Source organism: Streptomyces sp. NPDC111507, assembly GCF_055638955.1.
Map to the genome: position 1 here is coordinate 147,943 of NZ_JBVKBU010000015.1, position 18,399 is coordinate 166,341.

Consider the following 18,399-nt stretch of genomic DNA (forward strand, 5'->3'; position numbering starts at 1 on the left):
GATGTGAGGCAGATCGATCAAGAGTGAAGCTATATGTCAATCATGGAACTCAGTGTCACACTAGCGTCCGTAACTCACTATGGCGAGCGGGGAGCTGGTGAGCGGTACCATCCCGAGGTGGACGGAGCAGCGCGTACGAGCACGAGGGACATCGCACGGGCCGCCATCCGGGCCGAGTTGGCCCAGGTGGCCTTCGAGCTGTTCCGACGCGAGGGCTTCGAGAACGTCACCGTCAACGACCTGGCCGCGGCGGCCGGGGTGTCCCGCAGCACCTTCCTGCGCTACTTCGGCACCAAGGAGGACGCCGTCCTCGACGCGGTGGACGCCCAGGGTGGGCGGATCGCCGACGCGCTGCGCGCCCGCCCGGCCGGCGAGGACGACTGGACGGCGCTGCGACACGCCCTGGGCACGGTCGTCGAGCATCACCGGCAGGACCCGGCCGGCGCGCTCGCGCTGTCCCGTCTGATCATGAAGACCCCCGCACTGTGCGCGCGCAGCATGGAGAAGCAGAACGGCTGGCGCCCGGTCATCGCCGAGGCCCTCGCCGAGCGTGCGGCCCCCTCGCGGCCCTCGGCCCTGGGCCCGTTGGTGCGGGCCGCCGCCGCGGTCGACTGTCTGAACATCGCCGTCAACCACTGGACCGCCTCCGACGGCACCCTCGACCTCGACGATCTGATCGACGAGGCCTTCGCCGCACTCGCACCGCGGTAGATCCACTACCCCGGGGGCATGTCGGGCCCGGGGACGACGGACCGCGGCCACGCCGTCGAACGGGCCGTGCGCGCGCGGGTGGGGCGCGCCGACCGCCGATGGCCGCCGATCGGGGCGGCTCAGTCCCCGACGGCCGCCGCGAAGGTCACGTCCGCCGTGTCGACGGTGCCCCCGCGCCGCCCGGGTGCGCTCTCCCACTTCCAGTAGAGGTTGGTGTGCGCGATCACCTGCTCCGGCGACGGCGCCCCGTACGCGCTGAGGTCCTCCGTCGTGTGCGCGTCACCGACCAACGTCACGTCGTACCCGCGGACGAAGGCCCCGTGCAGGGTGGCGCGGATGCACGCGTCGGTCTGCGCGCCCGTGACGACCAGTCGGCCCACCCCGCGCTCGGCGAGCAGCGCCTCGAGGTCGGTGTCCTCGAACGAGTCGCCGTAGTTCTTGTGGACGAGGGGCTCGGCGTCGCGGCGGATCAGTTCCGGCACGTACTGCCAGCTCTCGCTGTCGCGCTTGAGCCGGTCGTCCGAGTGCTGCACCCACACCACCGGCACGTCCTGCGCGCGAGCCTTGCCGACCAGGGTGTCGATGTTCGCGACCACCTCGTCACGCCGGTGCGCGCCCGCCACCACCCCGTTCTGGACGTCGATGACGAGCAGCGCGGTGTTCGGCCGATCGGGCAGAGTCGTCATGAGGGGCCTCCATTGTCTCGTCCGTCTCGTCCATCGCACTCGGCAGGTGCGTTCCGGGTACGCCCCCCTTTTCTACCTTTCGACGACGGGAGCGCCAACTGCCCTGCCTCACAGGACGACGAGCCCGGCCGTGTCGCCCAGCCGCTGGTGCCCCTTCCCCTCCCGGACACCGCGCCGTCACACCGAGCGGGAACGTTCACCTCGTCCCCCTCCGCTCAAGCCTCTTCTTGTGTCCGTCCGCCGGTCCCGCGGGCGTGACGTGGAAGGACGATGTGCGCCGTGTCCCAGCTCCCGCTCGACGATCTCCCCGTAGCGCGCCCCGCCCCCGTCCGGTCCCCCGCCGCCGCGCGCCTGACCCGTCTCACCCGTCTCACCCGTCTCACCCGTCTCACCCGTCTGACGCTGACCCTGCTGCCGCTCCTGGCGATCGGGACGTGGGCGGCGGTCGACTGGCGGGCGGTGAGCGAGGGCGCCGCCCGGCTGGCCGCCGCCGATCCCTGGTGGCTGCTGGCCGGGGTCTTCTTCACCTGCCTGGGCTGGGTGACCGCCGCGTGCGTGCGGCAAGGTGCCCTGCCCGAACGGCTGCCGCCCGGGCCGCTGCTCGCCTCGCAGTTCGCCGCGGGCGCCGCCAACCACATCCTTCCGGCGAGCATCGGCGCCCACGCCGTCACCCTGCGCTTCCTCCAGCGCAACGGCATACCCCTGGCCCGGGCCACCGCCTCGCTCGCCCTGTACTCACTGGTCAAGCCGCTGGCGAAGACGGTGGTGCTCGTCGTCTTCCTCGTGGCCTTCCCGGACGCGCTACGACTCGGCGACCTCACCCCGGACACCTGGACGTTGCTCATGGCCGCCGGGGCCGCGGTGCTCGGTCTCGCCACCGCCGCCCTGCTCCTGACGGTCGTACGCCCGCTGCGCCGCCCGGCGCTGGGCTTCGTACGCACCGCCCTGACCGAGGCGCGGACCCTGCACACCCGGCCCAGCCGCGTCCTCGCCCTGTGGGGCGGGTCGGCCGTCGCCCCGGTGTTCCAGGGGAGCGTGATCGCCTCGGTCGGGTTCTCGCTCGGGCTGCCGCTGTCCTGGGCCCAGGTGGTCCTCGCGCTGCTGCTCGCCAGTACCGCCGTCGGCGCGGTGCCCGCCCCGGGCGGCATCGGACCGGTCGACGCGGCCATGGTCCTCACCATGGCCGCGTACGGCGCCCCCGTGTCCCTGGCCACGGCAACCGTCATCGGCTACCGCGTCCTGACGGTCTGGATCCCCCTCCTCCCGGGCGCCCTCGTCCTCTCGGCCCTCGTCCATCGCGAGGTGCTGTGAACCTCAGCCCCCGTCCGGTGCCAACCGCAGCGAGATGCTGTTGATGCAGTACCGCTGGTCGGTCGGCGTCGGGTAACCCTCACCCTCGAAGACATGGCCGAGGTGCGATCCGCAGCGGGTGCACCGCACCTCCGTGCGGACCATCCCGTGGGAGCGGTCCGCGATCAGCTCGACCGCGTCGGAGTCCTTCGGGTCGTAGAAGGACGGCCAGCCGCGCCACATTCACAACAAGACCCTCATAGGTCCCAGCAGCCCCAGGCGGAACGGACATGCCCCTCAAGGTGAGCACTGGCGTGCAGAAAGAACAGACAAGGCTCACCAAAGAGGGCTTCATCTCGTTTGCGGATGTCCGCATAACGGGGCGGAGCCCACCTGCGCCCTCGCCCACGGAACAGCGCCAGAACTTGGCCCTCTCGCCGCCGGGATGCCCGCCACGAATCCCGACCGCGTCCGAGTCATCGATCCGTACGTGCTCAACGGTGTGCCAGGCGCAGCCTCGTAGAGTTCACGCCTTTGCTGGTCGCGACCGGGCCGCCAGGAGAACCTCAAGTCCCAGGAGTGAGGGGCTCCTTCCCCTCGGCCGCGGCCTCACCGCGCTCGTACGAGAGGTGGTGCGGAGCCAGTGAGCGCAGGAATGTGTGCGCATCGAAGATCTCGCCGGGTGCGGCGACCCCGACCGTCTTGACCTGTCCCTCGCTCGTCGACCGGCGCCGAGGGTGCGGCGTCCGGGGCCAGCACGTCCTTGATGGCCTCGAGCGTCATGCAGGTGTGGATGTCCGGGGCGGACAGGTGGCGTGGGATGGTCACGCTTTCCGCCGTGGTGAACTCGCCGACCACCGCCCGGTTTCCGACCGGAGCGGGAAAGGACCACTGGCCGGTGGGTGCTTCGTCGGTACGCAGCTTCAGGCGGCCCTTCCCATAAACGAGCCGTCGGCCCTCGCGCCGGCCCCGGGAGACCTGAGTGGCCTTGCGCGTCCCGTACATGCCAGCTGCTGAGGGCGTACGCGATGTGCACCCCCTCGGCCGCCGAGGCGTCGCCCAGCGCTGCGGTGGCGAGCAGGTCGCCGAGGCCCCCGTAGAACGCCCCGCGGGCACGACCACGATTCCGGCGTTGTGGGCCCGGTCCGCGAGGTGCGCGAACGTGTCGGCGACGGCCTCCACTTCGGCCGCGACGTCCAGGTGGGTGATCCGTGCGCGCAGCGCCGCCTCGATGACCGGTGCGGCCCTCGCGGCGAACGGCCCGGCGCAGTTGGTCACGGCTGCCGCGCCGTCCAGTGCGCGGAGCTTGTCGGCGTCGCGGCCGGACAGGATCGGGGTCACCCCCCGGTCCAGCAACTCGGACACGACGAAGCGTCCGGTGTGCACGTCCCACCAGAAGCTGCGTGGCAACGGGCCGAACTCGCTTTGGTCGCCGATCCCGTGGACCATCAGCCCGTCGTACGTGATCTCGTTGCTACCGGTGAACATCGGGTTCTCGCAGCGCCGGTGGACACGCAGTGGCACCAAGAAAACCCGGGTCACGCCTCTGTTGAGTCAGGCCGCGGACGAGCGCCGGACGGAGAACACACCCCGGGAGAACCAGACTTCGGCAAGCGGTTCACGAGCCACTCCGGTCGGCGCCCTGCAGCACGCTACGGGCAGCAAACCCGACCACGCGCCACTACAGTCAGTACAAGTCAGCGGTTCAATTTCGTTGCCCCCTGCCCGCGAGTGGTTCGACGCGTTCGTCGCGTATGCAGGGTTCCCGCCACCCCCACCCACGGATCGTGCGGGACCTGCCCGCAAAGCCGACGCGCCCGACCTGCGCGGCAGGCGGCCGGGGCGGGGCCGTGATCGGCTGGGAGACCCCGGCAGGTACGTGCATACGCAGGTCAGGTGTCCCGGCGCACCCGCAGGGTGCTGACGGCACGTTCCAGGTCGGCGATGCGGTCGGCGAGCTCGGCTGACGCGGTTCCTTCGGCGTCGCGCAGTTGCAGCTCGATCTGGGCGAGCCGCTCGGTGATCTCCGCCAGCCGCTCGCCGCTGTCCGCCGCCGCACCGGTGCCTGTGGTCCCTCCTCGCAGCTTGTCCAGGGCATCTCCCCTGGATTTCACGGGTTCTGGGGACCCCGCTGGTCCCGTCGATTCCGCCGGCGTCCTCTCGCCGACCAGCAGCCGCCGCAGCTGCTCCGCTTGTGCGGCGAGCTGGCGGTTCTTGCGGTGCAGGTCCAGGAAGACGTTGACCTTGGTGCGCAGCAGCCACGGGTCGAAGGGTTTGGTCAGGAAGTCGGCGGCGCCGATCGCGTATCCCCGGTAGATGTAGTCCGTGTCGGCGTCGGTCCCGGTCAGCAAGATGATGGGAACGTCCTTGGTCTGGTCCAGGCGCTTGATGCTGGCGGCGGTCTCGAAGCCGTCCATGCCAGGCATCAGGACATCGAGCAGCACGACCGCGAACTCCTGGCGCAGCATCGCCTTGAGGGCCTCCTCTCCGGAGTGGGCGCGTACCAACTGCTGGTCGAGTGAGCCGAGTACGGCCTCCAGCGCTACCAGGTTCTCCTCCATGTCGTCGACGATCAGGATGTTGGCCTTCTCGGGTGTGGTCGGGCTCATGGCTTCTGCCTCGGCGGGATTTTTTCGTCTTTCTCGACGGTGTGTGGTTCTTCCGCGGTTCTTGGCTCCGGTGCCGGTAGGGCGTCCTGCGGGTCGAGCAGGTCGCAGATGACCGTCAGCAGGCGGTCCACGTCCACGGGCTTGGGGACGTAGTCGGAGGCGCCGCTGTCGATCGCCTTCTCGCGGTCGCCCGGCATGGCCTTGGCGGTGAGCGCGATGATCGGCAGGTCGGCGAGGCGGGGCGTGTGCCGGATGGCCCGTATCGCCTCATATCCATCCATTTCGGGCATCATGATGTCCATCAGGACCAGCGACATGTCGGGAGACCGGTCGAGGACCTCGATGCCTTCACGGCCGTTCTCGGCGTACTTCACGGTGATGCCGACGCGGCCCAGCACATGTGTGAGCGCGAAGACGTTCCGGATGTCGTCGTCGACGATGAGGATGCGGCGCCCTGCCAGCACGCGGCCGGGGCGCCCGCTCAGCCACTCCTTGAGTCGTGTCGTCTCCGGCCAGGTGTCGTCGCGGCCGTCGGCGGCCTCCGGAGTTCCCCTGCCGATCAGACTGTCCGCGCTGCCGAAGACGCCGCTCGGCGCGTAGTCGGCAGCGGACGGCGACGGTCCGGCCTGTCCGAGGAGCGCAGCGGGGGTGGTGGCCGTGGTCCGCGGCGCCGCCGGGTCGGGCTCGGGGGGAACGCCGGGGTGACGCGACGGAACGTAGAGGGTGAAGCGGGATCCGACGCCCAGTTCGCTCTCGGCGACGATGCGGCCGCCGAGCAGCCCGGCGATCTCGCGGCTGATGGACAGCCCGAGCCCGGTGCCCCCGTACTTGCGGCTGGTAGTCCCGTCGGTCTGTTGGAACGCGTCGAAGATCACCGAAAGCTTCTCGGGCGGGATGCCGATGCCGGTGTCCCTGACCGAGAACGCGATGACGGTCTCGGCGTTCCGCAGCGTCCGGTCCTCGAACTTCGTTCCCGGCACGCGCTCGACGCGCAGTTCCACGCCGCCGGACGAGGTGAACTTCACGGCGTTGGACAGCAGGTTGCGCAGGATCTGCTGGAGGCGCTGCTCGTCCGAGAGCAGCTCACTCGGCACGTTCTCGCCGACCGTGACCTCGAAGGTCAGGCCTTTGTCGAGGGTCAGCGGGCGGAACGTGGCCTGCACGTATTCCAGCAGCTTGACCAGCGGCAAGGCCTTCGGCCGCACATCCATCCGGCCCGCCTCGATCTTCGACAGGTCGAGGATGTCGTTGATCAGCTGGAGCAGGTCGGAGCCTGCACGGTGGATGGTGGCCGCGAACTGCACCTCCTGGTCGGACAGCCTGTCGTCCGGGTTGTCGGCGAGCAACTGCGCCAGGATCAGCAGCGAGTTGAGCGGGGTGCGCAGCTCGTGCGACATGTTGGCCAGGAACTCGGACTTGTACTGCGAGGAGGTGGCGAGCAGGGCGGCCTTCTCCTCCAGCGCGGCATTGGACCGCTGGAGCTCATCCGAGCGCTTGCGCAGCTCGGTAGTGAGGCGTTGGGACTCCGAGAGCAGGGACTCGGTTCGGGAGTTGGCGATGATGGTGTTGATGGAAACGCCGATGGTGGTGACGAACTGGTCGATGAAGGCGAGGTGTACGTCGCTGAATCTACTGAACGAGGCCAGCTCGATCACTCCGAGTACCTGGTCCTCGAAGAGGATCGGCAAGATGACGACGTTGGCCGGGAGTGCGGCGCCGAGCCCGGACTTGATGGTGATGTAGTCCGCGGGGACGTCGGCGATGAGGATGCGCTTCTTCTCCAGGGCGGCCTGGGTGATCAGCCCGCGGCCCGGAGTCCCGGAGTCGAGCAGCGGGCCGCTCCCGCTGGCCGCGTCGGTGCCGTAGCCGGCGATGAACTGAAGCCCCTCGCCCGGCCTGGCGGCCGCCTCGGTCAGGAAGAATGCCCCGAACTGCGCGTTCACCAGGGGTGTCAGCTCGCGCAGGATCAGGTCGGCGACCTCGACGAGATCGCGGTGGCCCTGCATGAGGCCGGCGATGCGGGCGAGGTTGGACTCCAGCCAGTCCTTGGCGCGGGTGGTCTCGCGGAGGTTGGCCACCATGAGGTTGACGTTGTTCTTCAGCTCGGCGACCTCGCCCTGTGCCTCGACCGAGATGGCGCGGGACATGTCTCCCTGGGTGACGGCGCTGGCGACCTCGGCGATCGCGCGGACCTGGGTGGTGAGGTTCGAGGCGAGTTCGTTGACGCTGGTGGTCAGCCGCTTCCACGTTCCGTAGACGCCCTCGACGCGGGCCTGGCCGCCCAGTTGCCCCTCGCTGCCGACCTCGCGGGCGACACGGGTGACCTCGGAGGAGAACGAGGAGAGCGTGTCCACCATCGTGTTGATGGTGGTCTTCAGCTCCAGAATCTCGCCGCGCGCGTCGACATCGATCTTCTTCGACAGATCGCCCTGCGCGACGGAGGTGGCGACCTGGGCGATGTTGCGGACCTGCGACGTCAGGTTGTCGGCCATGAAGTTGACGTTGTCGGTGAGGTCCTTCCACACCCCGGAGACGCCGCGGACCTGAGCACGTCCGCCGAGCCGCCCCTCGGTGCCGACCTCGCGGGCGACGCGCGTGACCTCGTCCGCGAACGCCCGCAGTTGCTGGACCATCGTGTTGACGGTGTCCTTCAGTTCCAGGATCTCGCCGCGGGCGTCGACATCGATCTTCTTCGACAGGTCGCCGTTCGCGACGGAGGTGGTCACCTGCGCGATGTTGCGAACCTGCGAGGTGAGGTTCAGCGCCATGAAGTTGACGTTGTCGGTGAGGTCCTTCCACACCCCGGAGACACCGCGGACCTGCGCCTGGCCGCCCAGGTTCCCCTCGGTGCCGACCTCGCGGGCGACGCGCGTGACCTCGTCCGCGAACGCCGACAGCTGGTCGACCATCGTGTTGATCGTCGATTTCAGCTCCAGGATCTCGCCCTTCGCCTCCACCGTGATCGTCTTGCCGAGGTCGCCCTGTGCGACGGCGGTGGCGACCTGGGCGATGTTGCGGACCTGGGAGGTCAGGTTGTCGGCCATGAAGTTGACGTTGTCGGTGAGGTCCTTCCACACCCCGGAGACGCCGCGGACCTGAGCACGTCCGCCGAGCCGCCCCTCGGTGCCGACCTCGCGGGCGACGCGCGTGACCTCGTCCGCGAACGCCGACAGCTGGTCGACCATGGTGTTCACGGTGCTCTTGAGCTGCAGGATCTCGCCCCTTGCGTCCACGGTGATCTTCTGGCTGAGATCGCCGTTGGCGACGGCGGTGGTCACCTGGGCGATGTTGCGGACCTGCGAGGTGAGGTTCGAAGCCATGAAGTTGACGTTGTCGGTGAGGTCCTTCCACACCCCGGAGACGCCGGGCACCTGAGCACGTCCGCCCAGTTGCCCTTCCGTGCCGACCTCGCGGGCGACGCGCGTGACCTCGTCCGCGAACGCCCGAAGCTGGTCCACCATCGTGTTCACGGTGAGCTTCAGCTCCAGCAGCTCGCCGGTCGCCTCGACCGTCACCTGCTGGGTCAGGTCGCCGCGCGCCACCGCCGTCGTCACTACCGCGATGTCGCGCACCTGTGCCGTCAACCGCGCGGCCATGGTATTGACGGCCTCGGTGACGTAACGCCAGTCGCCCGACAGGCCCTGCACCTTGGCCCGTCCGCCGAGCCGCCCCTCGGTCCCGGCCTCACGTGCGACCCGGGTCACCTCGCCCGTGAACAGGGACAGCTGGTCGACCATCCGGTTCACCACGCACCCCAGGCGCCGCAGGTCACCGCGGAGTTGGCGGTTGCCGTCGCGCAGATCCACCCGCTGCGTCAGATCACCGGCCGCGACCGCGTCCAGCACCCGCGTCGCGTTCGCGACCGGAGCCACCAACGCCTCCACGAGCTGGTTCGCCGCGTCCACGCTCGTCGCCCATGCCCCCTGCCCGGGGCTCGCTGCGATCCGCTCGTCCAGTCTGCCCTGGCGCACGACCTCGCGGCGCACCCGCTGGAGCTCCGAAGCCAGATGCGCGTTCCGCGCGCCGATCTGGTTGAGCACCCCCGCCATCTCGGCCAGGACGCCTTCATGCACACTCTCCACACGGACGGTGAAATCGCCGTCACACAAAGAATTCATCGCCCCGAGCAACGGCCACAGCTCGGCGGTGCGCACCCAGTGCCCGTCAGGGGCGGAGCCCGGCCGGGCAGCGGATTCCGGGGAAGGCGGGGCGGGGGAAGCGGGAGGCGGGGCCGAGTCGAGTGTCATGGCAGCCCACTCTCAGTAATCGCAGCATATGTGTGTTTTGTCGTAAAATACGTCACATAGCTGGAGTTTAACGTCACAGGAAACGTCATGGAGTCGCCCGTGGGGTCGTTGCCCTCTCACTCGCGTGAGTTCGTCTCGCGGACGACCCTGCCCGCCGACGACTCCGCGGCCTCCGCGGCACGCGCGTTCGCGCGCGCCGTGCTCGCCGAATGGACCGACCCGGCGATTCCCGCCTCACCGAAGATCACCGGCCAGCTCGTCGACGACGCCGTGCTGCTGGTCAGCGAGCTCGTCACCAACGCCGTCGTGCACGCCGGTACCACGATCGAGGTCGTCTGCCGCCTGGAGGCGGGGCACGGCCCGCCCGCCTCGCTCCCTCTCGACGTGGACGAGCCTGTCGCGGTCGTCATCGAGGTGGCGGACCGCCACCCCTCCCGCGTGGTGCGCGGCGGGAAGGACGCATGGCGCGAGCGGTACGGCCGTGGACTCCAGGTCGTCGGCGCACGGGCCGAATCGTGGGGCGTGACATACCGGCGCGACCAAAAAACCGTGTGGTTCCGGCTGGAGACCACGGCCGAGGAGTCCGAGACGGCCGGCGGCCCCTTCGACGGGGCATCCCACCGCGAGACGTACGTCGAAGAGATCCTCGCGACCGCCCCGCCGCACGACCGCCGCGACGGCACCGCCGAATGGGTCGACCGCGGAGGGCCGTCGTTCCTCGCCGAGGTCAGCGAACTCCTCGCCGGCCAGCTCGACCAGGACATGGTCGCCGCTCTGGCCGGGCAGCTGCTGGTGCCCAGGCTCGCCGACTGGTGCGGCGTGTGGCTGTCCACCGAGAACGGCGGAATGCGGCTCTCCTGCGTCTGGCACGCGGACGAACGGTGCATCGAGGCGCTACGCCTCGTGCTGGAGAAGGACCCGCCGCCCGCCAGGCTCGGCACAACCGGTATCCCCTGGCCCTGGCCAAAGGGCCCGGACACGGGCGGCGCGGGCGGCTCCGCGATCGCCTTCCCCCTGGTCACGGGTAGTCGCTGCCACGGCGTGCTGCTGCTCGGCCGGGCAGGACTACTGCAGATGGCCGACGGTGTTGTGCGGCTCGCGGAGGACGTGGCGCGGCGGGTAGCCCAGGCGGTGGTCACGGCCCGCCGGTACACCCGGCAGACCACCATCAGCCGGGCGCTCCAGCGCAGGCAGCTGCCCGCCTCCCTCGCCAGCATCCCGGGCGTCGACACGGCGATCGTCTACGAGCCGCACGGCCAGGGCCAGACCGTCGGCGGCGACTTCTACGACCTGTTCCCGATGGGAGACGGCCGCTGGGGCTTCCTGCTCGGCGACGTGTGCGGCCACGACCCGGAGGCGATGTCCGTCACCGGCCTGGCCCGGCACCTGGTACGGCTGCTGGCACGTGAGGGCCACGGCGTCGCATCGGTGCTCGGCAAGCTGAACGCCGCGATGGCGGAGGAGAGCGCTGAGGCCGTGGCGCTCAGTGGCGAGCAGGCCCGGCCCCGCTTCCTGAGCCTGCTCTACGGGGAGCTGGAGCCCGACCCGGTCGCGGGCGGCGCGCACTGCACGCTCGCCAGCGCCGGGCACCCGCTGCCGCTGCGGCTGTCCGTCGACGGCTCGGTGGCGCCCGCAGCGGACCCGCAGATGCTGCTCGGAATCGGCGAGGACATCCAGTTCCACGCCAACTCCTTCGACCTCGTGCCGGGCGAGACGCTGCTCTGCGTGACTGACGGCGTGACCGAACGCCGCAGCGGGAACCGGCAGTTGGACGATGACGACGGCCTGTCCGAGCTGCTGCGGGGCTGCGTGGGGCTGGGGGCCAAGGCGGTCGCGGAACGTGTACGGCAGGCGGCGCACGACTTCGACACAGGGCCGGTCGACGACGACCTCGCGGTGCTGGTGCTCGAGGCGCTCCCGATGCCCGCACCGGTGCCGGGGGCCGCTCGGGTGCGGCGCCGGGGATGAGGCCGACACCGGACCGCTGCCGGACACTCGGCCAAGGCCGGACGCCGACCCTGTCCCGCCCGGACAGATGGGGGTTCCCCCGAGGAGTGCACACCGTTTCACGTTCGGCGACTTCGACGCGAAGATCAACGGACGGACGCCGCCTCGCTTGCCGCCGACCACGGCAGCGGAACCCAGCCGGCCACCACCGAGGCCAACATCAACGGCACCAAGGAACTCCTCGGCCTGCTGGGCCCGTTGACGCACGCTCCTCCGGCGGCCACTTCTTCGCCCTGCCGGGCGTGAAGGACCGCTCCGACTGGCTGGGTCCCCGCTCGCTGAACAGCTGAACAAACGTTCACAACAGGGCCTGCTCTGCCCAGATGGTCTTGCCGGAGGGCGTGTAGCGTGTTCCCCACTGCTCGGTGATCTGGGCGACGATGAAAAGGCCGCGGCCGCCCTCGTCGTCGTTGGCGGCGTGGCGGAGGTGGGGTGAGGTGTACCCGGTGTCGGAGACCTCGCAGATGAGGCTCTGGTCGCGGATGAGCCGGACATGGATCGGTCCGGCTGCGTGGCGGATGGCATTGGTGACCAGCTCGCTGACGATCAGTTCGGTGGTGAACGACAGGTCTTCGAGTCCCCACTCGGCCAGTTGGCCCGTGGTCACCGTACGGGCGTCGCCGACCGTTGCCGGGTCGGCGTCCAGCTCCCACACCGCCGTCCGGTGCTCATCGAGCATCTGCGTGCGTACGAGGAGCAGGGCGGCGTCATCGCCCACGGGCCCGGGCAGCAACGTCGCCACCGCACGGTCGCAGAGCTCCTCCAGGGGAAGCCGGTGCTGGGCGAGAATGCCGGCGAGCAGGCCGAGCCCCACGTCGGTGCCGTTGTCGGGGGCTCGGACAAGGCCGTCGGTGAAGAGGGCGATGAGGCTGCCCGCGGGTAGCTGGAGTTCTGCGCTCTGGAAGGGCGGGCCACCCAGCCCCAGGGGTGGGCCCGGCGGGAGTTCCGGATAGGTGACGGCGCCGTTGTCCGGGCTCACGACAGCGGGTGGCAAGTGGCCCGCACGCGCCATGCTGCACAACCCGGACACCGGGTCGTACACCGCGTACAGGCAGGTCACCCCGAAGTCCTCGGCACCCTCGGAGCCGGTGCCGTCCCCACCGTGCACACTCGCTTGTTCCTTGGCGTTCTGCCCGACCACGTCGTCCAGGTGCGCGAGGAGCTCGTCCGGAGGAAAGTCCAACCGGGCGAGGACGCGGACGCTCGTACGGAGACGTCCCATGGTGACGGCAGCGTGCAATCCATGGCCGAGCACCTCGCCGACGACCAGGCCGACACGGGAACCCGACAACGGAATGAGATCGAACCAGTCACCGCCCACCCCGGACCGGCTGTCGGCGGGCACATAGCGGCTCGTCGGCTCGACAGCCGTCTGCGGCGGCAGGCTACGAGGCAGCAGGCTTCGTTGGAGCCTGAGGGAAGCGGTGTAACCACGCGTAGTGACCAGCATCAGCACTACGCCTAGCAGCAGGGCTCCGAGCCCCACGACGGTCACTCCGCCCGTCCGTCCGATGAAGGGCAGGTCGATGGAGGTGGCGCCGTAGTCGGGGTCGGCATAGACGACGAAGGCGGCGTAGCAGAAGAAGTAGAACATCATCAGCCCGCCCAGACCCGGCAGCAGGCCCTTGCACAGGAAGTCCCGGGAGCTGCGGGTGAGCACCTTGCGGTAGTACCAGACGCAGGCGAAACCGGTGAGGCCGTAGTAGAACGCGATCGCGAGGCCGACCGATTCGATGGAGTCGGCCAGGACGTTGCGGCTGATCGTCGTCAGCAGGATGAGGAAGCCGATGGAGACCAGGCCCACGCCGACTGTCGACCAGGTCGGGGTGAGGAATCTGCGGTGGACCCGGGCGAGGCGGGAGGGGATGGCCTTGTGCGCGGCCATGGAGAAGACGGTCCGGGCCAGGGGCAGGATCGTGGTCTGGGTGGAGGCGACCGCGGAGGTCAGCACCATGAAAATCAGCAGCTTGCTGAAGAACCAGCCCAGGCCCTGGCTGCCGAAGACGGCGTTGCCCAGGCCCGAGAGCACATCCCCGGAGTTGTTCGTGTTGCCCAGCCCGATGCCCTCGGTGCCGACTCCGGCGAACGCTTGCGCCGAGGTGGAGACCAGGCCGTAGACGATCAGCAGCAGCACGGTGGAAATGACCGCCGCACGCCCGGGGGTGCGCGTACTGTCGGCGGTCTCCTCGTTGACGGTGACAGCGGTGTCCCAGCCCCAGTAGATGAAGACGGCGGCGAGGACGCCTGCGGTCAGTGCTCTGGCCGAGTCCACATGGAGGGGGTTGAACCAGGAAGCGGCGATGTGGATCGCGGTCGGAGGCGGGCTGACGTAGACCTTGACCAGGGCCGTGACGGCGAACAGGACCAGCATCGCCACCTCGGTGCACAGCAGCCAGCGCTGAACGGTGGCCGAGACCTCGATGCCGACGTAGCAGACCGCGGTCGTCACGATGATCCAGACGACGCCCGCGACGGTGGTCCACATCCTGCTGTCCGCGAGTGAGTCGAAGCCCAGGAGCCGGAAGCCGTAGATACCGGCGATCTCTGCGAGGTTCGCCATGACGATGACGTCGGCGACGATGATGCCCCAGCCGCCCATCCAGCCCGTGCGCGGACCGAAGGCGCGGGTGGCCCAGGTGAAGGCCGTCCCGCAGTCGGCGTCGCTCGTGTTGAGCTCCTTGTAGGCGTAGGCGATCAGCAGCATGGGGATGAAGGCCAGCATCGTGATGATCGGGGCCTGCAGCCCGACCCCCGCCACAATGAGGCCGAGTGTGGCCGCCAGGCTGTACGCCGGGGCGGCGGAAGCCAGTCCGATGACCACAGAGGAGAACAGCCCCAGGGCGTCGGTTTTCAGCCCCTTCTTGCCGGCGGCCGAGCCAGGCGCAAGCGGCGCGGCGGACTCTACGGGACCACCGAAGAGCTTCACATCCGATTCCAACTCCGCAGCTCGCTCGCGCGCAACACGGGCTTTCCGTGGTGGTGGCCCGCGTGCCTGGTGGGCATGTGGCGGATGGCGATGAGGGAGGCGGCGTCGAGGCATGCTCCGGTATGGGCGAGCAGATCGCGCTCGGTCCACCGGGCGGCGCGTTCGACGAACGGGCAGAAGGTACCGTCTTGATCGCGGGCTTCGACTACGCCGTCGGCGTCATGCAGGAAGCCGTCGGTGTAGAGCAGCAGGGTTTCCCCCGCTTCGAAGGAAGACAGGTCGAAGGTGTGGTCGGCAGGGCCCAGGCCGAGCCCCAGCGGGGGTGCGGGGGACAGGTCGCCGCCGATCTGGGCCTCGTCCTCGGCCACCAGGTACAGGCAGGCAACCTGAAGTGGGCCCGGCCGGTCCGGCAGCGGCCACAACAGCACGTGCTGAGCGGCCTCGGCGACCGACCGCACCTGGGCCGGCCGCCGTCTGTGCTGCTTGCGGACCACGCAGAAGAACACGATCAGTGAGGAGAGCACCGCGAGGGCGAGGACATGCACCATCACGTTCCGAGAGAACAGCACGCCGAAGTGCCACCCGATGAACGCCTGGGCCGCCACGGCCAGGGCTCCGATCGCCCCGGTCGGCAGGGACCCGGCGAACGAGGCGGTGATCGCCGAAGCGATGACCGGCAGTGGACCGAGATGTACGTCGGCCGGGACCAGGATGTCCACCACCGTGATCACCACGATGAGCACCACCGGGATCACGAGCAGCGCATGGCCCGATTGCCACGGCTGCCTCAGACCAACAAAGCGCTGCCGCAAACCCACATCTTCCACAGTGCACCGTCCGGAGGCGGCTGACGAGCGCGGAGTACGGCGCCTGTCTCGGCGCGCGACCGCCACTGCGCGTACGTGCCTCGACCGAAAGGTCTGGACACCTATGGGCCCCAGGCGACTGGAGAGCAAATGGCCGTTGTCGACAAGACACGAGAATCGCGACGCGCGGACGGAAACGGCTGCTCGCGCTGTACCCGGCGTACAGCCCGAATCGTCGGCCATTGGGCCCTGGCCAGGGGAAACGTCCCGGCCAGGATCCCAATCCGTTCTAGGGGTGTTCCCGCCCGTACCTGCGGTTTCCCGGGAGTTCCCGCGTTGGAGTGGGCGGCCGCCAGGAAACGCGTCGGCAACGCGCTGGCGATCAGTACGCGGCGATCGGCCGGAGTGCCAGCTTCTCCCGAACAGAAACGGCTTCTCCGTTACTCCTCGTCCGGCGCCAGTCGCAAGGAGATCGAGTTGATGCAGTACCGCTGATCCGTCGGCGTCGGATACCCCTCGCCCTCGAAGACATGGCCGAGGTGCGATCCGCAGCGGGCGCACCGCACCTCCGTGCGGACCATCCCGTGGGAGCGGTCCGCGATCAGCTCGACCGCGTCGGATTCCTTCGGGTCGTAGAAGGACGGCCAGCCGCAGTGGGACTCGAACTTCTCGTTCGAGGTGAAGAGTTCGGCGCCGCACGCGCGGCAGGAGTAGACCCCCTTGGCCTTGGTGTCGGTGTACTCGCCCGTGAAGGCGGGCTCGGTGCCCGCCTTCCGCAGGACGGTGTACTCGGCCGGGGTCAGCTCCGCGCGCCACTGCTCGTCCGGCTTTTCGATGTCGTACGACATGAAGCTCAACCCCTCACAAACGTCACGGCTACTTCGACAGGCGGGTCAGGATCTCGGGACCGAGGTCCGTCACGTCTCCCGCGCCCATGGTGAGAACGAGATCACCGGGCTTCGCCATTCCCGCGACGAGCGAGGGCACCTGCGCCTTGTCGTGGACCGGTGTCACGTCCGCGCCCGCCGCCCGCGCCGCCTCGATGATCAGCTCGCTGGTGACGCCCGGGATCGGGTCCTCGCGGGCCGGGTAGATGTCGAGCACGATCGAGGCGTCGGCCAGAGCCAGGGACTCGCCCATCTCCTTGGCCAGCTCCTGGGTGCGGGAGAACAGGTGAGGCTGGAAGACCACCAGGATGCGGCCCTCGGCACCCGCGCGCATGGCCTCCAGGTCGGCCGTCATCTCGGTCGGGTGGTGCGCGTACGAGTCGACGACCTGGACGCCCGCCTCCTCGCCCTTCAGCTGCAGACGCCGCTTCACGCCCGTGTAGAAGGCGATCGCGGGGGCCAGCTCCGCGGCCGGAATGCCCAGCGCCGCGCCCGCCGCCAGCGCGGCCACCGCGTTGTGCGCGTAGTGGCGGCCGGGGACGGAGACGGCGAAGGTCAGCTCCTCGCCGTCGAGGAGCACCGTCACCTCGCTCTTCAGGCCCTGGGGGAGCACGGACAGGACCCGTACGTCCGCGTCGGGCGCGTCGCCGTACGTCACCACCCGTACGTCCGCCGGCAGGCGCCGGGTCAGTTCGCGCGCGCCCTCGTGGTCCGCGGAGATCACCAGCGTGCCGCCCGGCACGATCTTGGCCGCGAAGGTCTCGAAGGACTCGTAGATCTCGTCGATGGAGGCGTAGTTGGCGTGGTGGTCCAGCTCGACGTTGAGGACGATCGCGACCTCGGGGGCGTACTTATGGAAGCTGCGGTCCGATTCGTCGGCCTCGGCGACGAAGATCTCGCCGTCGCCGTGCAGGGCGTTCGAGCCGGGGGCGTCCAGGTCGCCGCCGATCGCGTACGAGGGGTTCAGCCCCAGCGCCGAGAGGGACACCGCGAGCATCGACGTGGTCGTGGTCTTGCCGTGCGTGCCCGCGACCGCGATCGGGCGCAGGCCGTCCATCAGCCGGGCGAGGGCGTCCGAGCGGTGGACCACCGGGATGCCGAGCTCGGCCGCGCGGGCCAGCTCCGGGTTGTCCGCGCGGATCGCCGAGGACACCACGACACAGGTGGCGTCGGAGGCCAGGTGGTCCGCCGCGTGGCCGATGTGCACGGTCGCGCCCAGCGCCCGCAGGGCCTCGGCGGTGGCGGACTCCTTCGCGTCGCTGCCCGCCACCTTCGCCCCGCGCTGCGCCAGGATCTTGGCGATGCCCGACATCCCGGCGCCGCCGATGCCGATGAAGTGCGGTCGGTCCATGGCGGTAGGAAGGCCGGGTGCCATGCGTGTATCTCCCAAGATCCGGTACGACGGTGAGCGCGCTCCCACAGACAGGAACCCGCCCCAGCCTATTCCGTGCGGCCCCCCGCAACCTCCCAGGGGCGCGGGGCCATGGCATGTGCGGCTCCGCCGCGCGGGCGCGACCCGCCACGTGCCGGCCGTACCCGACCGATCCCAGCAGCCCCCACGGCCCCCACGCCCACGCCGCCGGGAGCCCTAGACCTTGCTGTGCGAGAACAGCTTCAGCACCGGCACGCCGACCTTGTGGCGGGCCCGCGAGGCCCAGTCCCGGTGGAAGAACTCCTCCACGTAGTGCGGGTCGGTCAGCACGATGACCTCGTCCGCGTCGATCTCGTCGACCAGGTCCTTGAGCGCGTCCAGCGGGTGGTTCTCGATGAGCCGCCCCTCGGCCTCGCTGCCGGCCGAGCGCAGCGCCACCAGCGACACGTCGAGGGCCTGCTGCCCCTGACCGGCCGCGTCCGCACCCTCGGGCGTCTCACGCTCGTGGGCCGCTTCGTCCAGCTCCCCGAGCGCGACGTCGTCGATGGCCCGCAGCAGCCGGTCCGCCTGGTCGCCCCGCGGCTGGAGCAGCACATGGAAGGCGACCGCCTCGTCACCGTGCAAGGTAGTGACGAACTCCACGTCGGCGGACGTCAGGGCCTTCTCGATCATCAATACGCTTGTGAACACGACAGGCGCCCTTCTCCTCCGTGGGCCTCCTTGGCCCCCTGCGGAAACCATCCTGCCCCGTGATCGCACGGGGACTGCGATTTTCAGTGTGCCCATCGGAAGATAAACGGAACGATCTACTCCGCTACCTTGCCGTGGCCGACGGTCTTGCCCTGGCCGACGACCTTG

At 69.6% G+C, this 18,399-nt stretch carries 12 protein-coding genes and 1 pseudogene; 3 read left to right on the forward strand and 10 right to left on the reverse strand.

The window, feature by feature from the left end; genetic code table 11:
• Positions 1–117: 117 nt before the first annotated feature.
• On the forward strand, positions 118–711 hold the full coding sequence (locus ACZ7M2_RS40520) for a TetR/AcrR family transcriptional regulator (protein ID WP_471599577.1): 594 nt from the start codon (positions 118–120) through the stop codon (positions 709–711).
• A 119-nt stretch (positions 712–830) separates the two neighbouring features.
• Here the strand turns inward: ACZ7M2_RS40520 and ACZ7M2_RS40525 are convergent, their stop codons facing one another.
• On the reverse strand, positions 831–1,397 hold the full coding sequence (locus tag ACZ7M2_RS40525) for a cysteine hydrolase family protein (RefSeq protein WP_352048094.1): 567 nt from the start codon (positions 1,395–1,397) through the stop codon (positions 831–833).
• Between the two features lie 279 nt (positions 1,398–1,676).
• On the opposite strand from ACZ7M2_RS40525, the gene ACZ7M2_RS40530 reads away from it, so the two are divergent.
• Positions 1,677–2,708 (forward strand): lysylphosphatidylglycerol synthase transmembrane domain-containing protein, encoded by a 1,032-nt coding sequence (locus ACZ7M2_RS40530; protein WP_471599578.1) that lies wholly within the window; start codon positions 1,677–1,679, stop codon positions 2,706–2,708.
• A 3-nt stretch (positions 2,709–2,711) separates the two neighbouring features.
• Here ACZ7M2_RS40530 and ACZ7M2_RS40535 read toward each other — a convergent pair.
• The 4 genes and pseudogenes from ACZ7M2_RS40535 to ACZ7M2_RS40550 all read right to left on the reverse strand — a co-directional run.
• Positions 2,712–2,921 (reverse strand): annotated as a pseudogene (locus ACZ7M2_RS40535) (peptide-methionine (R)-S-oxide reductase); the annotation flags it as partial.
• Between the two features lie 375 nt (positions 2,922–3,296).
• Positions 3,297–4,211, reverse strand: a complete 915-nt coding sequence (locus tag ACZ7M2_RS40540; protein WP_471599579.1) for a hypothetical protein — start codon at positions 4,209–4,211, stop codon at positions 3,297–3,299.
• A gap of 368 nt (positions 4,212–4,579) precedes the next feature.
• A complete protein-coding gene (locus ACZ7M2_RS40545; RefSeq protein WP_471599580.1) occupies positions 4,580–5,296 on the reverse strand; it encodes a response regulator in 717 nt (238 codons plus the stop codon).
• Complete coding sequence (locus ACZ7M2_RS40550) at positions 5,293–9,543, reverse strand: HAMP domain-containing protein (RefSeq protein ID WP_471599581.1); 4,251 nt, start codon at positions 9,541–9,543, stop codon at positions 5,293–5,295. Before ACZ7M2_RS40550 ends, ACZ7M2_RS40545 begins: the two co-directional genes overlap by 4 nt.
• Positions 9,544–9,630: 87 nt before the next feature.
• On the opposite strand from ACZ7M2_RS40550, the gene ACZ7M2_RS40555 reads away from it, so the two are divergent.
• Complete coding sequence (locus ACZ7M2_RS40555) at positions 9,631–11,511, forward strand: SpoIIE family protein phosphatase (protein WP_471599582.1); 1,881 nt, start codon at positions 9,631–9,633, stop codon at positions 11,509–11,511.
• A gap of 337 nt (positions 11,512–11,848) precedes the next feature.
• Here the strand turns inward: ACZ7M2_RS40555 and ACZ7M2_RS40560 are convergent, their stop codons facing one another.
• The 5 genes from ACZ7M2_RS40560 to ACZ7M2_RS40580 all read right to left on the reverse strand — a co-directional run bounded on the left by ACZ7M2_RS40560 (position 11,849) and on the right by ACZ7M2_RS40580 (position 18,231).
• Positions 11,849–14,476 (reverse strand): SpoIIE family protein phosphatase, encoded by a 2,628-nt coding sequence (locus tag ACZ7M2_RS40560; protein ID WP_471599583.1) that lies wholly within the window; start codon positions 14,474–14,476, stop codon positions 11,849–11,851.
• Positions 14,473–15,231 (reverse strand): hypothetical protein, encoded by a 759-nt coding sequence (locus tag ACZ7M2_RS40565; protein ID WP_471599584.1) that lies wholly within the window; start codon positions 15,229–15,231, stop codon positions 14,473–14,475. Before ACZ7M2_RS40565 ends, ACZ7M2_RS40560 begins: the two co-directional genes overlap by 4 nt.
• A gap of 491 nt (positions 15,232–15,722) precedes the next feature.
• The gene (gene msrB / locus ACZ7M2_RS40570) at positions 15,723–16,130 is read right to left on the reverse strand and encodes a peptide-methionine (R)-S-oxide reductase MsrB (protein ID WP_471599585.1); all 408 of its coding nucleotides are present in this window, start codon (positions 16,128–16,130) and stop codon (positions 15,723–15,725) included.
• A gap of 28 nt (positions 16,131–16,158) precedes the next feature.
• A complete protein-coding gene (murC, locus tag ACZ7M2_RS40575; protein ID WP_471599586.1) occupies positions 16,159–17,544 on the reverse strand; it encodes a UDP-N-acetylmuramate--L-alanine ligase in 1,386 nt (461 codons plus the stop codon).
• A gap of 213 nt (positions 17,545–17,757) precedes the next feature.
• Entirely contained in the window at positions 17,758–18,231 is a 474-nt protein-coding gene (locus ACZ7M2_RS40580) for an indole-3-glycerol phosphate synthase (protein WP_471599587.1), read from the reverse strand.
• Positions 18,232–18,399 lie beyond the last annotated feature (168 nt).